Genomic DNA, 17924 nt, shown 5'->3' on the forward strand with positions numbered 1-17924 from the left:
CACACGGTTTTGGTTCCTTTTGCCAAGACAAAAGGGACCCGCCGTAAGGGCGGAAGGGGCCAACAGCGCCGCCGCATCGAATGGATAAGCTCACAGCCTCAAATCCCAGCCCAGCCCAGCCCAGCCCAGCCCAGCCCAGCCCAGCCCAGCCCAGCCCAAAGATCATGCCCCCGGGATTTCGTGAAGAACCATAAAAAAGGGAGACCTGAGGCCTCCCTTTGAGAATTTTGTCCGTGCTCGACGCTTGTGACGTCGGCTCACCTCACGCTGTCTTGTGAACAGTGTGTAGCCCGGGGGCCGAGCACAACCCTGTTGGGTTGCTGGCCGCAGCTGCCCCGATAAGGCCAGCTGCACTGGACTGAAGTCCGGGCAGTGATTCTGGGTGTAATCATAGGATTAGCGCGGCGACAGAGGATTGCGAAGATTGCTCATTCAAATAGCACTTGCGCAATTTTTACCTAAGGATTGATAATTCAACGCAATCGAAACAGAAAAGGCATGTTCCATGAGCAAACTGGACCGCTACGACCTGAGTATTCTTGCCGAATTGCAGCGCGACGCACGCATCTCCAACCAGGAACTGGCCGAACGTATCGGCCTGTCACCCTCGCCTTGCTCGCGACGGGTCAAGCAATTGGAAGACGACGGCTACATCTCCCGCCAGGTAGCCCTGCTCGATCGAAAGAAACTGGGCTTGAGCCTCACGGCTTATGTGCTGATCGGTATGGACCGCCACACGCCGGAACGTTTCGAAGCCTTCGAAACAGCGATTCGCAGCCTGCCGCAAGTGCTGGAGTGCAGCCTGGTGACCGGGATGGACGCCGACTACCAGCTCAAAGTAGTGGTCCCCGACATGGACCACTATCAAAAGCTGCTTCTGGGGCACCTGACCCGAATTGAAGGGGTGACCAGCGTGCGCTCCAGTTTCGTGCTCAACCAGGTTCTGGCCAGCACCGAGCTACCGTTAACGCACCTGCGTTAGTCAGACTGGCGAGCGAGGCGTATAATTGCGCGCCTCAACTTGCCGGAGAGTACCGATGGATCCTGCGTTGTTCGAAGAGTGGATGATGACCATCCTGGTCACCATCCTGATTGGTTTCATGGGTTTTATCGTCTGGGACCTGGCGAAAAAATCCAAAGCCGGCAAGTTCGGCACGTTCATTCTGTTTTTCGTGCTTGGCCTGGGTATCCTCGCCTTCATCATCAAAAGCGTAGTGATCGGCTATATCGAAGGCGTCTAGCGCCTGGCAGGCACTTCCCGCCATTGCCCCTGATCCAGACCGTCCAGCGTCCAGTCGCCGATCCGCACGCGCACCAAGCGCAGGGTCGGCAGCCCGACGGCAGCGGTCATGCGCCGCACCTGGCGGTTGCGTCCTTCCTTGATCACCAACTCCAGCCAACTGGTCGGCACGCTTTTGCGAAAGCGAACCGGCGGGTTGCGCGGCCACAGCTGCGGCTCTTCGAGCTGACGGGCCTCGGCAGGCAAGGTGGGGCCATCGTTAAGCTCGACACCCTCACGCAAACGCTGCAGCTGTTCTGCGCTTGGTTCACCCTCGACTTGCACCCAATAGGTTTTCGCCAACTTGTGCTTCGGGTCGGCTATGCGCGCCTGTAGCTGGCCGTCATTGGTCAGCAACAGCAAACCTTCACTGTCGCGGTCCAGACGCCCAGCCGGGTAGACACCCGGAATTTCGATGAAGTCCTTGAGGGTTGCGCGCCCCTCGCCGTCACTGAACTGGGTCAGCACATCGAAGGGCTTGTTGAACAGAATCAACCGCGGCTCGGCCGGCGGCGCCTTGGACTGGCGACGCGGGCCGGAGGGTTTGGCCGCGGTTTTACGCGGCTTGGAACGTGGGGGTAACGGCATGGGGCCTCAGCGGAACGGCGGCTCGTCGAAACTGCGCAGTTTACGCGAGTGCAGCGAATGCAGCTCGGTACGCAGCAGGTCCAGTGCGGCGATACCGATCTTCAAGTGCTGGCTGACAGCACGATTGTAGAAGGCGTTGGCCGAACCTGGCAGCTTGATCTCGCTGTGCAAAGGCTTGTCCGAAACACACAGCAAAGTGCCGTACGGCACCCGCAAGCGATAGCCCTGGGCGGCGATGGTGCCGCTTTCCATGTCCACTGCCACCGCCCGCGACAGGTTGATCAACGGTCGCTCCTGAGCCCAGCGCAACTCCCAGTTACGATCGTCATAGGTCAACACGGTGCCGGTTCGCAGGCGCTTTTTCAGCTCCTCGCCACGCTCGCCAGTGACTTGTGCTGCGGCTTCCTGCAACGCCAGTTGCACTTCGGCCAGTGCCGGAATAGGAATGTGTGGCGGTACGACACGATCAAGAATGCCGTCACGGCGCATGTAAGCGTGAGCCAACACGTAATCGCCAATGGTCTGTGACTGACGCAGGCCTCCACAATGGCCAATCATCAACCAGCAATGTGGACGCAACACGGCCAGGTGATCGGTAATGTTTTTGGCGTTGGAAGGGCCGACGCCAATATTGACCAGGGTGATGCCATCGCCATCAGCGGCAATCAAGTGATAAGCCGGCATCTGGTAGCGGTGCCAGACCACGCCAGCGACCAGCGCCTGGGCCTCACCGTTGTCCATGCTCTTTTCAATGATCACGTTGCCCGGAAGAACCATGCGTACAAAACGCGGGTCTTCGCGCAGACGCTCCAGGCCATGGGTAACGAACTGGTCAACATAGCGGTGATAGTTGGTCAGCAAAATCCACGGCTGCACATGGCGCCAGTCGCTGCCGGTGTAATGCACCAGGCGGCGCAAGGAGAAATCCACCCGCGCCGCATCGAATAGCGCCAGCGGCAACGGATCGACATTGGCCCAGTCATAGAGACCATCGGCGATGCCATCGGTCGCCGCCGACAGATCGGTGCTCGGGAAAACCCGCGCCAGCGCAGCCGCGGTGATCCCGCTACCCGCCAATTCATCGCCCTGCTCGACCACATAGGGGTAAGGAATATTCTGTTGGCTGACGCCCACTTCGACGGTGACGGTGAAATCACGCATCAGCGGCTTCAGTTGCTCCAGCAAGTAGCTGCGAAAAGCCGCAGGCTGAGTCACGGTCACGCTATAAGTGCCAGGCAACTGGACCTTGGCGTAGGCGCGGGTTATCGCCGGGACCTCACCGTGGTACTCATAAGTCAGACGCAATTCCGGGTAGCGGAACAATGCGCGTTCCTGGGCGGTTGGCTCGGTGCGATCCTTGAGATAGCGTTTGAGCGCCTGGCTCAAGGCCCCTGTGGACTCTTCGTGCAGGGCCGCCAAACGATCGACGGCCTGCTCGGCGGTTTCTACGACAACGAAGGCTTCATCAGTACGGCTCACAATGTACTTCCTGTCTGACATGCATGTGACCATCTTGCCTTTATATTCTTACAAAGGCACGCATGTTAGAGCGGCCAATTCGGGGTCGAGCGCGCCACTATTTCGCCAACATCCACACCTCGGGGCAGCACCCCGTAGACCCGGCCACTGCCGCCCAGACGGCTGCCTATAAATGCATCGCTGACGGTAGCATTGCCGGCTTCGAGCAATAGCTTGGCCTGCAGGCCCAAAGCAATATCTTCGGTGAGCTGGCGAGCGCGGTATTGAACATCGCCAGTATCGGCGAATGCAGCCTTGAGGTTGCCAATGTGCACGGCCAGGCGCGGATCACCATGACCATCGCCTAACTCATCGAACAGGGCATCCAGCACACCGGGTTCTTTGGACAACGCGCGCAACACATCCAGGCACTGGACGTTACCTGAGCCTTCCCAGGTGGAATTCACCGGGGCCTCTCGGTACAAGCGTGGCAGGATGCTGTCCTCTACATAACCAGCGCCGCCCATGCATTCGGCCGCTTCGTTGATCATTGCCGGCGCACGCTTACATATCCAATACTTGCCCACTGCCGTAACCAGGCGCGAGAAACGTGCTTGTTGCGGGTCATCCGGCTGATCAAGAGCGCGCCCCATGCGCAGGCTCAAGGCCAATGCCGCCTCACTTTCCAGGGCCAGGTCCGCGAGGACGTTTTGCATCAATGGCTGTTGCGCCAGCAAACGCCCGCCTACCTGGCGATGAGCACAGTGATGGGCTGCCTGAGTCAGGGCCTGACGCATCAAAGCGCTGGAGCCAACCATGCAATCGAAACGGGTCATGGCGACCATTTCGATAATGGTTGGCACCCCGCGCCCTTCCTCACCAATCATCCACGCCAGGGCGCCGCGAAATTCAACCTCACTGGAGGCGTTGGAGCAGTTGCCGAGCTTGTTTTTCAAGCGCTGGATATAGAACTGGTTGCGGTTGTCATCCGGGCGATGACGCGGTAGCAGAAAACAACTCAAACCTTTGTCGGTCTGGGCCAGGGTCAAAAACGCGTCACACATCGGCGCCGAACAGAACCACTTGTGACCGACCAATTCGTAGGCCTGCCCCGGTCCTGGAGCGCCCACGGGGTAGGCGCGCGTAGTGTTGGCACGGACATCGGTCCCCCCCTGCTTTTCGGTCATGGCCATGCCCAGCGTGACGCCGTTCTTGTGTCGGTCGCCGACATTGCGTGGGTCGTATTCAGTGGCCAGCACCTTGGGTAGCCAATACTGCGCCAGCTCCGGCTGAAGCTTGAGCGCTGGTACGGCGGCGAACGTCATGGTAAGCGGACATCCACTGCCCGCTTCGGCCTGACTGTGCAAATAGGTCATCGCGGCGCGGGCGACGTGAGCGCCCTCGCGTGGCGCTGTCCAGGGCAGCGAAGGCAAGCCGTGTTCGATGGCCGTGCGCATCAGGTCATGGTACGCCGGGTGAAACTCCACCAGATCGATACGATGACCATAGCGGTCGTGGCTATGAAACTGCGGCTTGTTCTGATTAGCCAGGAAGCCTGCAGCCATTAATGGCCCACCGGCGAGTGCCCCGTAGGCATCAATTCGGTCCTGCGCCCAGCCTGCTCCGAAGTGCCGCGACCATTGCTGCAAAGGCAGGTCGATCCGATACAGATTGGCGCCATCCAGCGATGGCGGCTGATTGGTGACTTCGTGGGTTTCAGCGTACTGGTGCAGGTTCATCAGGGGGCTCCTGGATCTGGAGATGACTGAAATTTCAGTGAATCACGCCCTCCCCTGCGGTCAAAGTGACAAATACGCCTAACTAGCCGCGATTTACCCCCATTCCGGCCAGTGCCTGCGGTTGGCTCAAGGCAAGGCTCAACCCCAACTCGAAGCGGCTTCCCACGCCTGGGCTCGACTCATGCTGCAGGCGCGCGTTGATCAATTCGGCCAGTTGCCGGCAGATCGCCAGACCGATACCGAGACCGCCGTACTGGCGGCTCATCGAGCCATCGACCTGGAAGAATCGCTGATAGATGCCTGGCTCGGCCAAACGGTCAAAGCCGATACCAGTGTCACTGACACTGATGGCCAGGCCCAACAGTTCGGGGCCCTGCAAGCATCCGCGCACCTGCAACATGACACCGCCCTGGTGGCTGAACTTGATCCCGTTATCCAATAGATAGCTGATGCACAGGGCCAGTTTGTGGCGGTCGCCGACCAGCATTTCGGGCAGATCTGCCGGCACATCCAGATTCAGGTACAAACCCTTGCTCAACGCCACGGCGGCATATTTGGCACGCAGTTCCTGCAACAGATTGCGCAGGCCGAACGGCGCATTCTGCGCACTCAAGCGACCGGCCTGCAGTTCGGTAAGGATCAAGATGTCATCAACCATGCTCATCATGTCCTGGGCAGCGGAGCTGGCGGTGTGCTGGTACTGGGCCAACGCATGCCCCATGGGCTCTGTCTGCATCAACTCAAGCGACCCGATCACACCATTCATCGGCGTGCGCAGTTCATGGGTTACCGTCGCGAGGAACTCATCCTTCAAGCGGTTGCTGTCGGACAACTGCCGATTCAATACTTCCAGTGCCCGGCCTGTATCACGCAGCGCCTGGGCCTGCTGGTTACGCATACTGTTGATACGGTCGGCCAACGCCAGCGACAACAGACATACCTCAAGGGCTGAACCGATCTGGCTGGCATACATGGTCAGGAAAACATTGGGCAGGTAGCCAAGCACCATCAGGGTGTTGACCAGGCCACCGAGCAGGAACGCCGTCCAGGCAATAATGAAGTAGCGCGCCACGCGCAAGCCCCGCCACCAGGCATACAGCCCGGCGGCAAAGATACTCACAGTGAACAGCAGCGCCAGGACAGTGGCCAGGCGCAGGGCAATGCCGTAGCTGCTGACCAGCGACAACAGCATCACCAGCGCACCACCGCCCATCAACACCTTGAGCAGGCCATCGAAGGCCTTGCTGTGTTGGGCCATTTGCAGAAAGGTGCGGGCAAACTGGCATCCAAATAAGCCGGCAGCTCCGATGAACAATGGTGTAGCAGCGTTCGCCCACCAGGGATTGTCTGGCCAGAAGTAGGCGACGCCAGCACCGTTGACCGATACCTGGTAGAGACCAAACGAAGCGATATAAAGGATGTAATAGAGGTAACTGGTATCGCGGACACTGAGGTAGATGAACAGGTTGTAGACCAACATCCCCAGCAGCACGCCGTAGATCAGGCCGAGTACATAAAGCCGCGTGGGTTGTGCTTCCAGATAAGCCTCGGTGGACCACAGTGTCAGCGGTGCCTGGACCGAACCCTGGCTATGCAGGCGCAGGTAGACGGTAGTGGCCTGCCCCGGCGTGAAGGGCATTTCGAACAGATAGTCGTTCTGCTTGATCTGCCGGCTGTCATACGGCAGCGCATCACCCGTGCGCTGGGCCAGGCGAAAAGCGCCGGCACTATCGGCCAGGTACAATTCCAGATGGTCCAGCGGCGGGTAGGCAAGCTCCAGCAACCAGTTGCGCGGCGCGGTAGCGGGCGGGGCGCTGTAACGCAGATCGAGTTTGATCCAGAACACCGACTTGGAGTAACCGGCATTCAATACGTCAGCGTGATGTGTACGAAAGTGCTCAATGAACGCCGGGGCGCTCACCTGCGCGATGCTGGCATTACCCTCGCGGTCCTCGAAGACCTGCATCACTCGCCCCAGGGGCAGGCTGCGGGTTGAGTCATCAAAATCGATCGCTGTGGCCAACATTGGCAACCAGCCCAGCACAACAATCAGCAAATAGCGCATACAGCCCCAGCATGGTCTGTCCGGTCATGTCGCAGCAGCCTCCTGTCCGTTTGAGGCGACGCGATCCGGCAGTAACCGTTATCGGTATGTTCGAGCACTCTAGCATAGCTTTTCCAAGCTGCCAGGGGCTACTTAAAAATCCTCAAGAAAGGCTCTAGCACGGCACTTTCAGAGCATTAAAGCTCAACACGCGAGCGCTCTATCAAAAAACCCGGGCGCGGGGGCAGACCCGACAAAAGCGATTGATGGTAAGCTCGCGCACCATGAATACTACCTACAGCTCCCGCCCCGTTGTCCTCTGTCTCTCCGGCCACGACCCCAGTGGCGGCGCCGGCTTGCAGGCAGATATCGAAGCCCTGATCGCCCAAGGGTGTCACGCCGCTCCCGCCGTGACCGCCTTGACCGTGCAGGATACCGTCAATGTCACCGACTTTCGTGTGCTCGACCGCGAGTGGGTACTGGCCCAGGCCAATGCCGTGCTTGCCGACTCAACGGTAGCCGCGGTGAAGCTGGGTATGCTCGGCTCACTGGCGATGGTCGACACTGTTGTCGAGCTTCTCAGTGCCCACCCGCATCTACCGCTGGTCTGCGACCCGGTACTGCGTGCTGGCGGTGGTGGCCGCCTGGGCAAGGATGAGGTCGGCTACGCCATGCGCGAACGACTGTTGCCGCTGGCTACCATTGCTACACCAAACCTTCCCGAAGCGCGCATCCTTGCCGAACTGCCTGAGGGCACGGCGGATGAATGCGCGGAAAAACTGTTGCCCTACGTCAGACACCTGCTGATCACTGGCGGTCACGGTGACGAGCACGAAATCCATAACCGCCTGTACAGCCGCGACGGTCAGCAACACACCTGGACCTGCCAGCGCCTGCCGGGCAGCTACCATGGCTCGGGTTGCACCCTGGCCAGCGCTCTGGCCGGCCGCCTGGCCCTGGGCGAACAATTGCAAAGTGCCGTACGCTCGGCCCTCGACTACACCTGGCGAACCCTGCGTGACGCCGAACAACTGGGCAAGGGCCAATATGTGCCGCGCCGCTTACCCCTGGATTTCTGTTCCTGAGCTCGAGGCATCGACATGAAGCTACGCGGTCTGTACGCAATCACTGATAGTCAGCTGTTGGCCGGAAAGTTTCTGCCCTATGTCGAAGCAGCTCTTGAAGGCGGCGTGACCTTGCTGCAGTACCGCGACAAAAGCCAGGATGAAGCCCGCCGCCTGCGCGAAGCTGAGGCCTTGGCTGAACTCTGCGCCCGTTACAAAACCCACCTGATCATCAATGACGATGCTGAACTCGCAGCGCGCCTTGGGGTGGGTGTACACCTGGGCCAAACCGATGGCCCATTGACGCCGGCCCGGACCCTGCTCGGGCGCGAGGCGATCATCGGCTCTACCTGCCACGCCCAGCTGGACCTCGCCGAGCAAGCCGCTCGCGAAGGTGCCAGCTACGTCGCCTTCGGCCGCTTCTTCAATTCCGTGACCAAGCCGGGCGTTCCAGCCGCCGACAGCGCCCTGCTGGAACAAGCGCGCACCCGCCTCAAGCTGCCGATCTGTGCGATCGGCGGCATCAACCTGGACAACGCTGCCCCGTTGATCGCCCACGGCGTCGACCTGCTGGCAGTGATTCATGGCCTGTTCGGCGCTGACAGCACACAGGAAGTCACCCGCCGCGCACGCGCCTTCAACGCTTTGTTTGCATCTGCCTGATTGAGAGAGCCCATCATGTCTCGTTCCGAAACTCTATTTGCCAACGCTCAGAAACACATCCCCGGTGGCGTCAACTCACCGGTGCGGGCGTTCAAGAGCGTTGGCGGCACGCCACTGTTCTTCAAACATGCCGAAGGTGCCTACGTCACCGACGAAGACGACAAGCGCTATGTTGACTATGTCGGCTCCTGGGGCCCGATGATTCTCGGCCACAGCCACCCAGAAGTGCTCGACTCCGTGCGCAAGCAGTTGGAACACGGCTTGTCCTATGGCGCCCCGACCGCCATGGAAACCGAGATGGCCGATCTGGTCTGCTCGATCGTGCCGTCGATGGAAATGGTGCGCATGGTCAGCTCCGGCACCGAAGCGACCATGAGCGCCATTCGTCTGGCCCGTGGTTTCACCGGCCGCGACAGCATCATCAAGTTCGAAGGCTGCTACCACGGCCACTCCGACAGCTTGCTGGTAAAAGCGGGCTCCGGCCTGCTGACCCAAGGTGTACCAAGCTCCGCTGGCGTACCTGCAGCCTTCGCCAAGCACACCCTGACCCTGCCGTTCAACGATATCGACGCGGTCGAAACCATGCTCGCCGACGTCGGTGACGAAGTTGCGTGCATCATCGTTGAGCCCGTTGCCGGCAACATGAACTGCGTCCCACCGGCGCCAGGTTTCCTCGAAGGCCTGCGTTCGCTGTGCGACAAGCACGGCGTGGTGCTGATTTTCGACGAAGTGATGACGGGTTTCCGTGTTGCCTTGGGCGGCGCCCAAGCGCATTACGGCGTCACTCCCGACCTGTCGACCTTCGGCAAGATCGTTGGCGGCGGCATGCCAGTGGGCTGCTTCGGCGGCAAGCGCAAGATCATGGAGCAGATTGCACCGTTGGGGCCGGTCTACCAGGCCGGCACCCTGTCGGGCAACCCGTTGGCCATGGCCGCTGGCCTGACCACCCTGAGACTGATCAGCCGCCCTGGCTTTCACGCCGAACTGAGCGACTACACCAGTCGCCTGCTTGACGGTCTTCAACAACGTGCCGATGCCGCAGGCATTCCGTTCGTCACCACCCAGGCCGGCGGCATGTTCGGCCTGTACTTCAGTGGTGCTGACGACATCGTCACCTTCGATGATGTAATGGCCAGCGATGCCGAGCGCTTCAAGCGCTTCTTCCACCTGATGCTCGAAGGCGGCGTGTACCTGGCGCCAAGCGCCTTTGAGGCCGGTTTTACCTCGATCGCCCATGGCGAAGCCGAGCTGAAAATCACCTTGGATGCTGCTGAGCGCGCGTTCGCCAAGCTCAAAGACTAAACGGTAGGACTGGGCTGGCTCCGCGAACTGATGTGGCTGACATAGCACAATCGCAGGGCCGGCCCGCCGCTACCGAGGGTTGCTCAGCAGAAAATCGAGTAAAGACTTTGTAAGGTAGGCGTTGCTTATCCCATAATGTGCCACCAGACACTTTGGCCGCAGCTTTGCAGAGGTAAGTCGATCCCCATGAACCGCACCGGCCGCGCCCTTGCCCTGGGCTGCCTGTTGCTTCTTCAGCCCCTGCTGGTCTACGCAGGCGGTAACTCGTTGCTGATTCCGGCTACGGGCCGCTGCACCCTCAATTCCCAGCCTGAAGATCTGCCTCAAGCCCTGGCCGCCTGCCAGCAGGCTGCGCACGACGGTGATGCTCAAGCCCAATACGAACTGGGCGAGTTCTATTACGAGGGCACCAACACGCCGCGCGACCTCAAGCAAGCCCTGAGCTACTTCGAGCAAGCCTCATTGCAAGGTCATGCCGAGGCCCAGTACCGCTTGGGCAGCATGTTTTTCAAAGGTGAAGGCGTTGCCGCCAACAACGTACAGGCGTACATCGTGCTGAAGATGGCGGCTGTCAACGGCGCAGAAGATGCACTGGACCTGGCCGACGAAGTCTCGGAGCAAATGCCCCGCGAGGATCTGGAAGTGGCAACCCAGGTGCTGGGCCAGATTTTCCGCAAGTACCTGCTGGAACTGCAGACTGCCGAAGGACGCACGCCCTTCTCGCCACTCCCCTGAAACCGGGTCTTACTTTTCCGGCATTGGCATCGGAAACGGCATCACATTGCTGACGCCACGGGCTTCGCTGATCTTCGGTGTACCCAGGCGCTCGACTTCATCAATGCGCACGATCGAGTGCATCGGCACAAAGCTGCGAACCACGCCTTCGAATTGGGCCTTGAGCTTTTCTTCGCTTGGATCGACCACGACCTGAGTACGCTCGCCGAAAACAAATTCCTCTATTTCCAGGAAACCCCACAGATCGCTCTGATAGATCTGCTTGGCATACATCTCGAATACCTGGCCCTGGTTGAGAAAGATCACTTTGTAGATAGGAGCTTCGCGCTTGGTCATTTAGGCGGGAACAGTCATAGGTTGTAAAGAATGGGCAAACTATAACATAGCCCCCAGACCGACAATGCTAGGAACCGCCACCCTACCCCCTTATAATGTGCGGTTCTTCGAATTACCTGATGATCTCCCATGGCCAAGAAGCTTTATATCGAAACCCACGGTTGCCAAATGAACGAGTACGACAGCTCGCGCATGATCGACCTGCTGGGTGAACATCAAGCCCTGGAGGTCACTGCACGCGCCGAAGATGCCGACGTGATCCTGCTCAATACCTGCTCGATTCGCGAGCGCGCCCAGGACCGGGTCTACTCCCAGTTGGGCCGCTGGCGCGAACTGAAGGAAGAAAACCCGGACATGGTCATCGCCGTTGGCGGCTGCGTCGCCAGCCAGGAAGGCGAATCGATCCGCAAGCGTGCGCCGTATGTCGACGTGGTATTCGGTCCGCAAACCCTGCATCGCCTGCCGGAAATGATCGATGCCGCTCGCACCACACGCCTACCTCAGGTTGACGTGTCGTTCCCGGAAATCGAAAAGTTCGACCATTTGCCCGAACCCCGCATCGACGGCCCTACTGCCTATGTCTCGGTAATGGAAGGCTGCAGCAAGTACTGCACCTTCTGCGTGGTGCCGTACACACGCGGTGAAGAAGTCAGCCGCCCCTTCGACGATGTACTGTCCGAAGTGATTCACCTGGCCGAGAACGGCGTTCGCGAAGTCACGCTGCTGGGGCAAAACGTCAATGGCTACCGCGGCCAGACCCACGACGGTCGCCTGGCAGACCTGGCTGAGCTGATCAGGGTGGTGGCCGCGGTCGATGGCATCGACCGCATCCGCTACACCACCTCGCATCCGCTGGAATTTTCCGACAGCCTGATCCAGGCCCACGCCGAAGTACCTGAACTGGTCAAGCACCTGCACCTGCCTGTGCAATCAGGTGCCGACCGCGTATTGGCGGCAATGAAGCGCAACCACACGGTGCTTGAGTACAAGTCCAAGCTGCGTAAGCTCAAGGCGGCCGTACCCGGTATCTGCATCAGCTCCGACTTCATCGTCGGCTTCCCAGGCGAAACCGAGAAAGAGTTCGAGCAGACCATGAAACTGGTCGCCGATGTCGGCTTCGATTTCTCCTACTCCTTTGTCTATAGCCCGCGCCCTGGCACCCCGGCATCCGACTTGCCCGACGAGACCCCAGAAGAGGTGAAAAAGGAGCGACTCAAAGCCTTGCAACATCGCCTCGACACACAAGGCTTCGAAATCAGCCGACAAATGGTCGGTACCGTGCAGCGCATCCTGGTTACCGACTACTCCCGTCGCGACCCAGGCCAACTGCAAGGGCGCACCGAGAATAACCGTATCGTCAACTTCCGCTGCGACAATCCCAAGCTGATCGGCCAGTTCGTCGACATTCGCATCGACGACGCTCGCCCACATTCGCTGTTCGGCTCTCTGGCGCAGTAAGCTGTCCTGCCGGGCCTGAATACAGGCCCGGCGACCCTTGATCGTTTCAGCGCTTTCGCCCTGCAGCGGCTAAGGTTATCCTTGAGTTCATCTCCATTGCCGTTGGGCGGCTAAAAAAACGACCTTGAACGCACCCATAGAACCTCATCGTTTCATCCTCGAACCTTTCGAGGCCCATCGCTTCGCCAATTTGTGCGGGCAGTTCGACGAGCATTTGCGCTTGATTGAACAGCGCCTGGCCATCGAGATCCGCAACCGCGGCAATCAATTTGAATTGATCGGCGAGCCTAAACACACCTCCTCGGCTGAACAGCTGCTGCGCCGTCTCTATCGCGAGACCAAGGCCACTGAGCTGTCTCCGGAAATGGTTCACCTGTTCCTGCAGGAATCTGCGGTGCAGGAACTGGAAAACCCGGCAATCAACGAAGTCAGTGTTTCCCTGCGCACGCGCAAGGGCATGATTCGTCCACGCGGGCTCAACCAGCAGCTTTATGTGAAGGAAATCCTCGGCAACGACATCAACTTCGGCATTGGCCCTGCAGGTACCGGCAAGACCTACCTGGCAGTAGCCTGCGCAGTCGATGCACTGGAGCGTGAGCAAGTACGTCGCATCCTGCTGGTACGCCCAGCGGTCGAGGCAGGCGAAAAACTCGGCTTCCTGCCTGGCGACCTGGCGCAGAAAATCGATCCATACCTGCGCCCGCTCTACGACGCTCTCTACGAAATGCTTGGTTTCGAGCATGTCGCCAAGTTGATCGAGCGCCAGGTCATCGAGATTGCCCCGCTGGCCTACATGCGCGGCCGCACCCTGAACAACAGCTTCATCATTCTCGATGAGAGTCAGAACACCACCGTCGAGCAGATGAAGATGTTCCTCACCCGTATCGGCTTCGGCTCCACGGCGGTAATCACCGGCGACATCACCCAAGTCGACCTGCCCCGTGGCACCAAGTCGGGCCTGTCGCATGTAATCGACGTGCTCAAGGGTGTGCCGGGCATCAGTTTCACCCACTTCCAACCCAAAGATGTGGTTCGCCACCCATTGGTGCAGCGTATCGTTGAAGCCTACGAGCGCTTCGACAGCCGTCAACAGGACATCAGCGAAGGCACCAAACGCGATGCTTGAGCTCGATCTTCAGCTGGCAAGCGATGCACCACACCCGAGCGAAGACCAGTTCCGACGTTGGTGCGAACTGGCCCTGCGCCAGCGCACCGCTGATTCGGAAATGACCATTCGCCTGGTGGACGAAACCGAAGCGCGTGAGCTCAATCACACCTATCGGCACAAGGACTACGCCACTAACGTACTGTCCTTCCCCGCCGATGTACCGGATGACATGCTCGACATTCCCCTGCTGGGCGACCTGGTGATCTGCATCGCAGTGGTCGAACGCGAGGCCATCGAGCAAGGCAAATCCCTCGAGGCCCACTGGGCGCACCTGGTTATCCATGGTTGCCTGCACCTGCTGGGCTACGACCACATCGATGACGATGAGGCCGAGGAAATGGAAGCACTGGAACGAGAGTTGCTTGCGCAATTGGGTCATCCGGACCCGTACGCCGACGACGAACACGACGCACCCCACACTGATATCTGCAAGGATCACGAGTAACCGCCATGAGCGAAGATCGATCGAGCAACGGGCAAAAGTCCTGGCTGGGCAAATTGACCCAGGCTTTTGCCCATGAGCCGAAAAACCGCCAGGAGCTGCTTGAGCTGCTGCGCGAAGCCCACCAGAACAAACTGCTCGACAGCGAGGCGCTGACCATCGTCGAAGGCGCCATTCAGGTGGCCGACCTGCAAGTGCGCGACATTATGGTCCCGCGCTCGCAGATGATCAGCATCAAGGCCACGCAGTCGCCACGCGAGTTTCTCCCGGCGATAATCGATGCTGCGCACTCGCGCTACCCGGTTGTGGGTGAGAGCCATGATGATGTTCTTGGCGTACTGCTGGCCAAAGACTTGCTGCCGTTGATCCTCAAGGAAAACGGCGACAGCTTCAACATCAAGGATCTTCTGCGCCCGGCCACCTTCGTGCCCGAGTCCAAGCGCCTTAATGTGCTGCTGCGCGAATTCCGCGCCAACCACAACCACATGGCCATTGTTATCGATGAGTACGGTGGCGTGGCAGGCCTGGTCACCATCGAAGACGTGCTTGAGCAGATCGTCGGCGACATCGAAGACGAGCACGATGTCGAGGAAGACAGCTACATCAAGCCGCTGCCAAGTGGCGACTTCCTGATCAAGGCGCTGACCCCTATCGAAAACTTCAACGAGTTCTTCGACAGCCAGTTCTCCGACGACGAATTCGACACCGTGGGCGGTTTGGTGATGAGCGCTTTCGGCCATTTGCCCAAGCGTAACGAAACCACCGAAATCGGGCCGTACCGATTCCGCATCCTCAATGCCGATAGCCGCCGGATACACCTGCTGCGACTGACACCTATCTCCCGTTAAGGACAACCATGCGCTGGATCACCCGCCCCGGCTGGCCCGGTAACCTGCTGGCCGTGGCGGCCGGTGCAATCACCACACTAGCCCTGGCGCCATTCGATATCTGGCCGCTGGCACTGCTGGCGGCCGGGCTCTTCTATCTCGGTTTGCGCGAACTGACGCCTCGTCAGGCCCTGGGCCGTGGCTGGTGCTTCGGCTTCGGCTTATACGCCGCAGGAACCAGCTGGATTTACGTCAGTATCAACACCTACGGTGGTGCGACGCCAATTCTGGCCATCGGCCTACTCGTGGCGTTCTTTGCTGCAATAGCCTGGTTTTTCGCCCTGCCAGCCTGGATATGGGCGCGCTGGCTGCGCCGCAATGAAGCCCCCCTGGCCGATGCCCTGTGCTTCGCCGCTCTGTGGGTGGGCCAAGAGGCGTTTCGCGGCTGGTTCCTGACCGGTTTCCCATGGCTCTATTCCGGTTACAGCCAACTCGACGGGCCGTTGTCTGGGCTGGCGCCGGTGGGTGGCATGTGGCTGATTTCGTTCTGCCTGGCGCTGACCGCGGCACTGCTTTGCAATCTGTCGCGCTTGCGTGCACGTAAATCGTTCCTGGCCGCGGCCATCGTTCTGTTGCTGGCACCTTGGGGTGCGGGCCTGGCGCTCAAAGACCACGCCTGGACGCAGCCAGCTGGCAAGCCCCTGACGGTTGCGGCCCTGCAAGGTAATGTCGAGCAGGAACTGAAATGGAACCCCGAGCACGTCAACGCCCAATTGGCGCTGTACCGGGACATGAGTTTCAGCTCCAAGCCTGTCGATTTGCTGGTCTGGCCGGAAACCGCCGTACCGATTCTCAAGGACCAGGCCCAGGGCTACCTGGACATGATGGGCAGCTTCGCAGCCGACCGTCACTCAGCGCTGATCACCGGCGTGCCGATCAGGGAAGTAGTGCATCAACAGCGCCGCTACTACAACGGCATCACCGTAACAGGTGAAGGCGACGGAACCTACCTCAAGCAGAAATTGGTGCCGTTCGGTGAGTACGTGCCGCTGCAGGACATGCTTCGCGGTGTGATCGCCTTTTTCGATCTGCCCATGTCGGACTTTGCCCGTGGTCCTGAAGACCAGCCACTGCTGCAGGCCAAGGGTTATCAGATCGCGCCGTACATTTGCTACGAAGTGGTCTACCCGGAGTTCGCCGCAAGCCTTGCCGCCCGTAGCGATATCCTCCTGACCATCAGCAATGACACCTGGTTCGGCACCTCGATCGGCCCGCTGCAACATTTGCAGATGGCGCAGATGCGCGCACTGGAAGCCGGCCGCTGGATGATCCGTGCCACCAACAACGGCGTCACCGGCCTGATCGATCCATTCGGGCGCATCACCGCGCAGATTCCGCAGTTCGAACGCGGCATCCTCTACGGTGAAGTGGTTCCGATGCAGCAGCTCACGCCGTATCTGCAGTGGCGCTCATGGCCACTGGTGATTGTCAGCGTACTGCTGTTGGGCTGGGCCCTGCTGGCCAGCCGGATCGCCAAGACCGTCTAGTAGAACAGCCGATAACCAAGCAGGCCGACCGCTTCATTGAGCAGTTGGCCGTTCTGCCACATTGCCTTGCTTTCCGGCAGCCAACCGCCAAATGGTCGAGCATGATCGCGACCCAGGAAGCCGACCGGCGCCGGCACCACCGCAAAACCCGCCTGCTCGAAACTCCAGCGCGAACGCTGCATGTGCCAGGCCTGGGTCACAACAACTACCCGCGTAATACCTTGGGGCAACAGAATTCCTGCGCTCATTTGCGCATTCTCCCACGTGGTACGGCTGCTCTCCTCCTTCCAGCGCACGCTGACACCCAGGTCGCGCTGCAGCGCCTCGGCCATCAACTGCGCCTCACTGGGCGGGGTGCCGTAGTGCAAACCACCACTGGTCAGCAATGGCAGACCCGACGCCTTGGCCAACTGCGCGGCATAGCGCATACGCTCCATGGCAACCCCTGTAGGCTGGTCACTGCCCCAGGCCGGATCGCCACGCTCTCGCCCCGCCCCGAGGATGACAATGGCATCGGCATGCTCAGCCAGGCTCGCCCACTGTTCATGGCTCAAGGCAGGTTCAGTTTCCAGCAGGCGCGCGGAACGCTCGACGACGATCGGCAGGCTCATGACCCACAAGCCACCCAACCCCAGAACAAAGCACAGCGCAGACAACCGCGGCCAGGACCGGCGCAGCCACCAGGCTGCGATCAGCAACAGGAACAGTACGCCGGGCGGCAGGATCAGTTGTTTGATCAAGTATCGAATAGGCACAGGTCACCTCCATGGAGGTGCGCAGCCTAAGAGGATCGGCACCTGGCAACAATAGTCAGGTGCCGATCATCCTGGTTTTTCGAAGGGGGCGCACTCCGCATTGCGCCTGGGACCCGAGCGGCTATTTGAACTGCGCCGCCCTGGATTTTGCCGTCGTGGTGGAGCGGGTCTTGTCCTTGAGCCAGACAACTCTGGCCGTAGACGGCGGCTCCGGTGGTAGCTGTGCGCCGGCGCATCCATGCCTAGCCCCTGGAAGGGAATCCAGATAGGCTTTGATTACATCGAATTCAGCGCGGCTAAGGCCACGCAATTCCAATTCAGCAGGCACTTCATCGCGTAGCCGAACGGAGGTTCTGGCGACATCCAGAGCAAGCCCTAAACGATCGATCAGCCGTTCGTAAAGCTCAGGTTTCGTTGCTTGTAACTGCGACTCTCCCATCCGTTCACCTCATTGAAGATAAAATATCTCCCCCCACAAGTGAGCTTAGCGTCACTCGCAAAAGCAGCCGATCGCTGCGA

The 17924-nt window shown here is 59.8% G+C and carries 18 protein-coding genes; 11 read left to right on the forward strand and 7 right to left on the reverse strand.

Features of this window, described 5'->3' with window-relative positions; all coding sequences use genetic code 11:
- Positions 1–505 precede the first annotated feature (505 nt).
- Positions 506–982, forward strand: a complete 477-nt coding sequence (locus tag V0R60_RS17825; RefSeq protein WP_136474359.1) for an Lrp/AsnC family transcriptional regulator — start codon at positions 506–508, stop codon at positions 980–982.
- A 55-nt stretch (positions 983–1037) separates the two neighbouring features.
- Positions 1038–1241: a DUF2788 domain-containing protein gene (locus V0R60_RS17830; RefSeq protein ID WP_045182665.1), complete on the forward strand. Its 204-nt coding sequence runs from the start codon at positions 1038–1040 to the stop codon at positions 1239–1241.
- Here V0R60_RS17830 and V0R60_RS17835 read toward each other — a convergent pair.
- The 4 genes from V0R60_RS17835 to V0R60_RS17850 form a co-directional block, all read right to left on the reverse strand.
- Positions 1238–1867 (reverse strand): pseudouridine synthase, encoded by a 630-nt coding sequence (locus tag V0R60_RS17835; protein WP_136474358.1) that lies wholly within the window; start codon positions 1865–1867, stop codon positions 1238–1240. The genes V0R60_RS17830 and V0R60_RS17835 overlap by 4 nt on opposite strands.
- Positions 1868–1873: 6 nt before the next feature.
- The gene (gene amn, locus V0R60_RS17840; RefSeq protein WP_371922240.1) at positions 1874–3379 is read right to left on the reverse strand and encodes an AMP nucleosidase; all 1506 of its coding nucleotides are present in this window, start codon (positions 3377–3379) and stop codon (positions 1874–1876) included.
- Positions 3380–3411: 32 nt separating this feature from the next.
- Complete coding sequence (locus V0R60_RS17845; RefSeq protein WP_330080429.1) at positions 3412–5064, reverse strand: acyl-CoA dehydrogenase family protein; 1653 nt, start codon at positions 5062–5064, stop codon at positions 3412–3414.
- Between the two features lie 82 nt (positions 5065–5146).
- Positions 5147–7129, reverse strand: a complete 1983-nt coding sequence (locus V0R60_RS17850; RefSeq protein WP_136474355.1) for a sensor histidine kinase — start codon at positions 7127–7129, stop codon at positions 5147–5149.
- Between the two features lie 263 nt (positions 7130–7392).
- On the opposite strand from V0R60_RS17850, the gene V0R60_RS17855 reads away from it, so the two are divergent.
- From V0R60_RS17855 to V0R60_RS17870, 4 genes are all read left to right on the forward strand, one after another.
- Complete coding sequence (locus V0R60_RS17855; protein WP_136474354.1) at positions 7393–8193, forward strand: hydroxymethylpyrimidine/phosphomethylpyrimidine kinase; 801 nt, start codon at positions 7393–7395, stop codon at positions 8191–8193.
- Between the two features lie 15 nt (positions 8194–8208).
- The gene (gene thiE / locus V0R60_RS17860) at positions 8209–8835 is read left to right on the forward strand and encodes a thiamine phosphate synthase (RefSeq protein ID WP_136474353.1); all 627 of its coding nucleotides are present in this window, start codon (positions 8209–8211) and stop codon (positions 8833–8835) included.
- Between the two features lie 15 nt (positions 8836–8850).
- Positions 8851–10137: a glutamate-1-semialdehyde 2,1-aminomutase gene (gene hemL, locus V0R60_RS17865; RefSeq protein ID WP_136474352.1), complete on the forward strand. Its 1287-nt coding sequence runs from the start codon at positions 8851–8853 to the stop codon at positions 10135–10137.
- A gap of 186 nt (positions 10138–10323) precedes the next feature.
- Positions 10324–10872 (forward strand): tetratricopeptide repeat protein, encoded by a 549-nt coding sequence (locus V0R60_RS17870; protein WP_330080430.1) that lies wholly within the window; start codon positions 10324–10326, stop codon positions 10870–10872.
- Positions 10873–10881: 9 nt separating this feature from the next.
- Here the strand turns inward: V0R60_RS17870 and V0R60_RS17875 are convergent, their stop codons facing one another.
- Positions 10882–11208, reverse strand: a complete 327-nt coding sequence (locus V0R60_RS17875) for a DUF1820 family protein (protein WP_038606593.1) — start codon at positions 11206–11208, stop codon at positions 10882–10884.
- A 129-nt stretch (positions 11209–11337) separates the two neighbouring features.
- Between V0R60_RS17875 and miaB the strand changes: the two genes are divergently transcribed.
- From miaB to lnt, 5 genes are all read left to right on the forward strand, one after another.
- The gene (gene miaB / locus V0R60_RS17880) at positions 11338–12666 is read left to right on the forward strand and encodes a tRNA (N6-isopentenyl adenosine(37)-C2)-methylthiotransferase MiaB (protein WP_136474350.1); all 1329 of its coding nucleotides are present in this window, start codon (positions 11338–11340) and stop codon (positions 12664–12666) included.
- A gap of 124 nt (positions 12667–12790) precedes the next feature.
- Positions 12791–13792, forward strand: coding sequence for a PhoH family protein (locus tag V0R60_RS17885; protein WP_136474349.1), 1002 nt, complete (start codon positions 12791–12793; stop codon positions 13790–13792).
- Positions 13785–14279 carry an rRNA maturation RNase YbeY gene (ybeY, locus tag V0R60_RS17890; RefSeq protein WP_136474348.1) on the forward strand — a complete coding sequence of 165 codons (495 nt, stop codon included), beginning with the start codon at positions 13785–13787 and terminating at the stop codon, positions 14277–14279. The genes V0R60_RS17885 and ybeY overlap by 8 nt, the downstream gene beginning before the upstream one ends.
- A gap of 5 nt (positions 14280–14284) precedes the next feature.
- Positions 14285–15124 carry an HlyC/CorC family transporter gene (locus V0R60_RS17895; protein WP_136474347.1) on the forward strand — a complete coding sequence of 280 codons (840 nt, stop codon included), beginning with the start codon at positions 14285–14287 and terminating at the stop codon, positions 15122–15124.
- Positions 15125–15132: 8 nt separating this feature from the next.
- The gene (gene lnt, locus V0R60_RS17900; protein WP_330080431.1) at positions 15133–16650 is read left to right on the forward strand and encodes an apolipoprotein N-acyltransferase; all 1518 of its coding nucleotides are present in this window, start codon (positions 15133–15135) and stop codon (positions 16648–16650) included.
- Here the strand turns inward: lnt and V0R60_RS17905 are convergent.
- Positions 16647–17405 (reverse strand): YdcF family protein, encoded by a 759-nt coding sequence (locus tag V0R60_RS17905; RefSeq protein ID WP_330080432.1) that lies wholly within the window; start codon positions 17403–17405, stop codon positions 16647–16649. The genes lnt and V0R60_RS17905 overlap by 4 nt on opposite strands.
- Before the next feature lie 121 nt (positions 17406–17526).
- Positions 17527–17844, reverse strand: a complete 318-nt coding sequence (locus V0R60_RS17910; protein ID WP_136474344.1) for a hypothetical protein — start codon at positions 17842–17844, stop codon at positions 17527–17529.
- Between the last annotated feature and the right edge of the window lie 80 nt (positions 17845–17924).

Source organism: Pseudomonas auratipiscis, from assembly GCF_036324085.1.
Lineage (GTDB): Bacteria > Pseudomonadota > Gammaproteobacteria > Pseudomonadales > Pseudomonadaceae > Aquipseudomonas > Aquipseudomonas auratipiscis.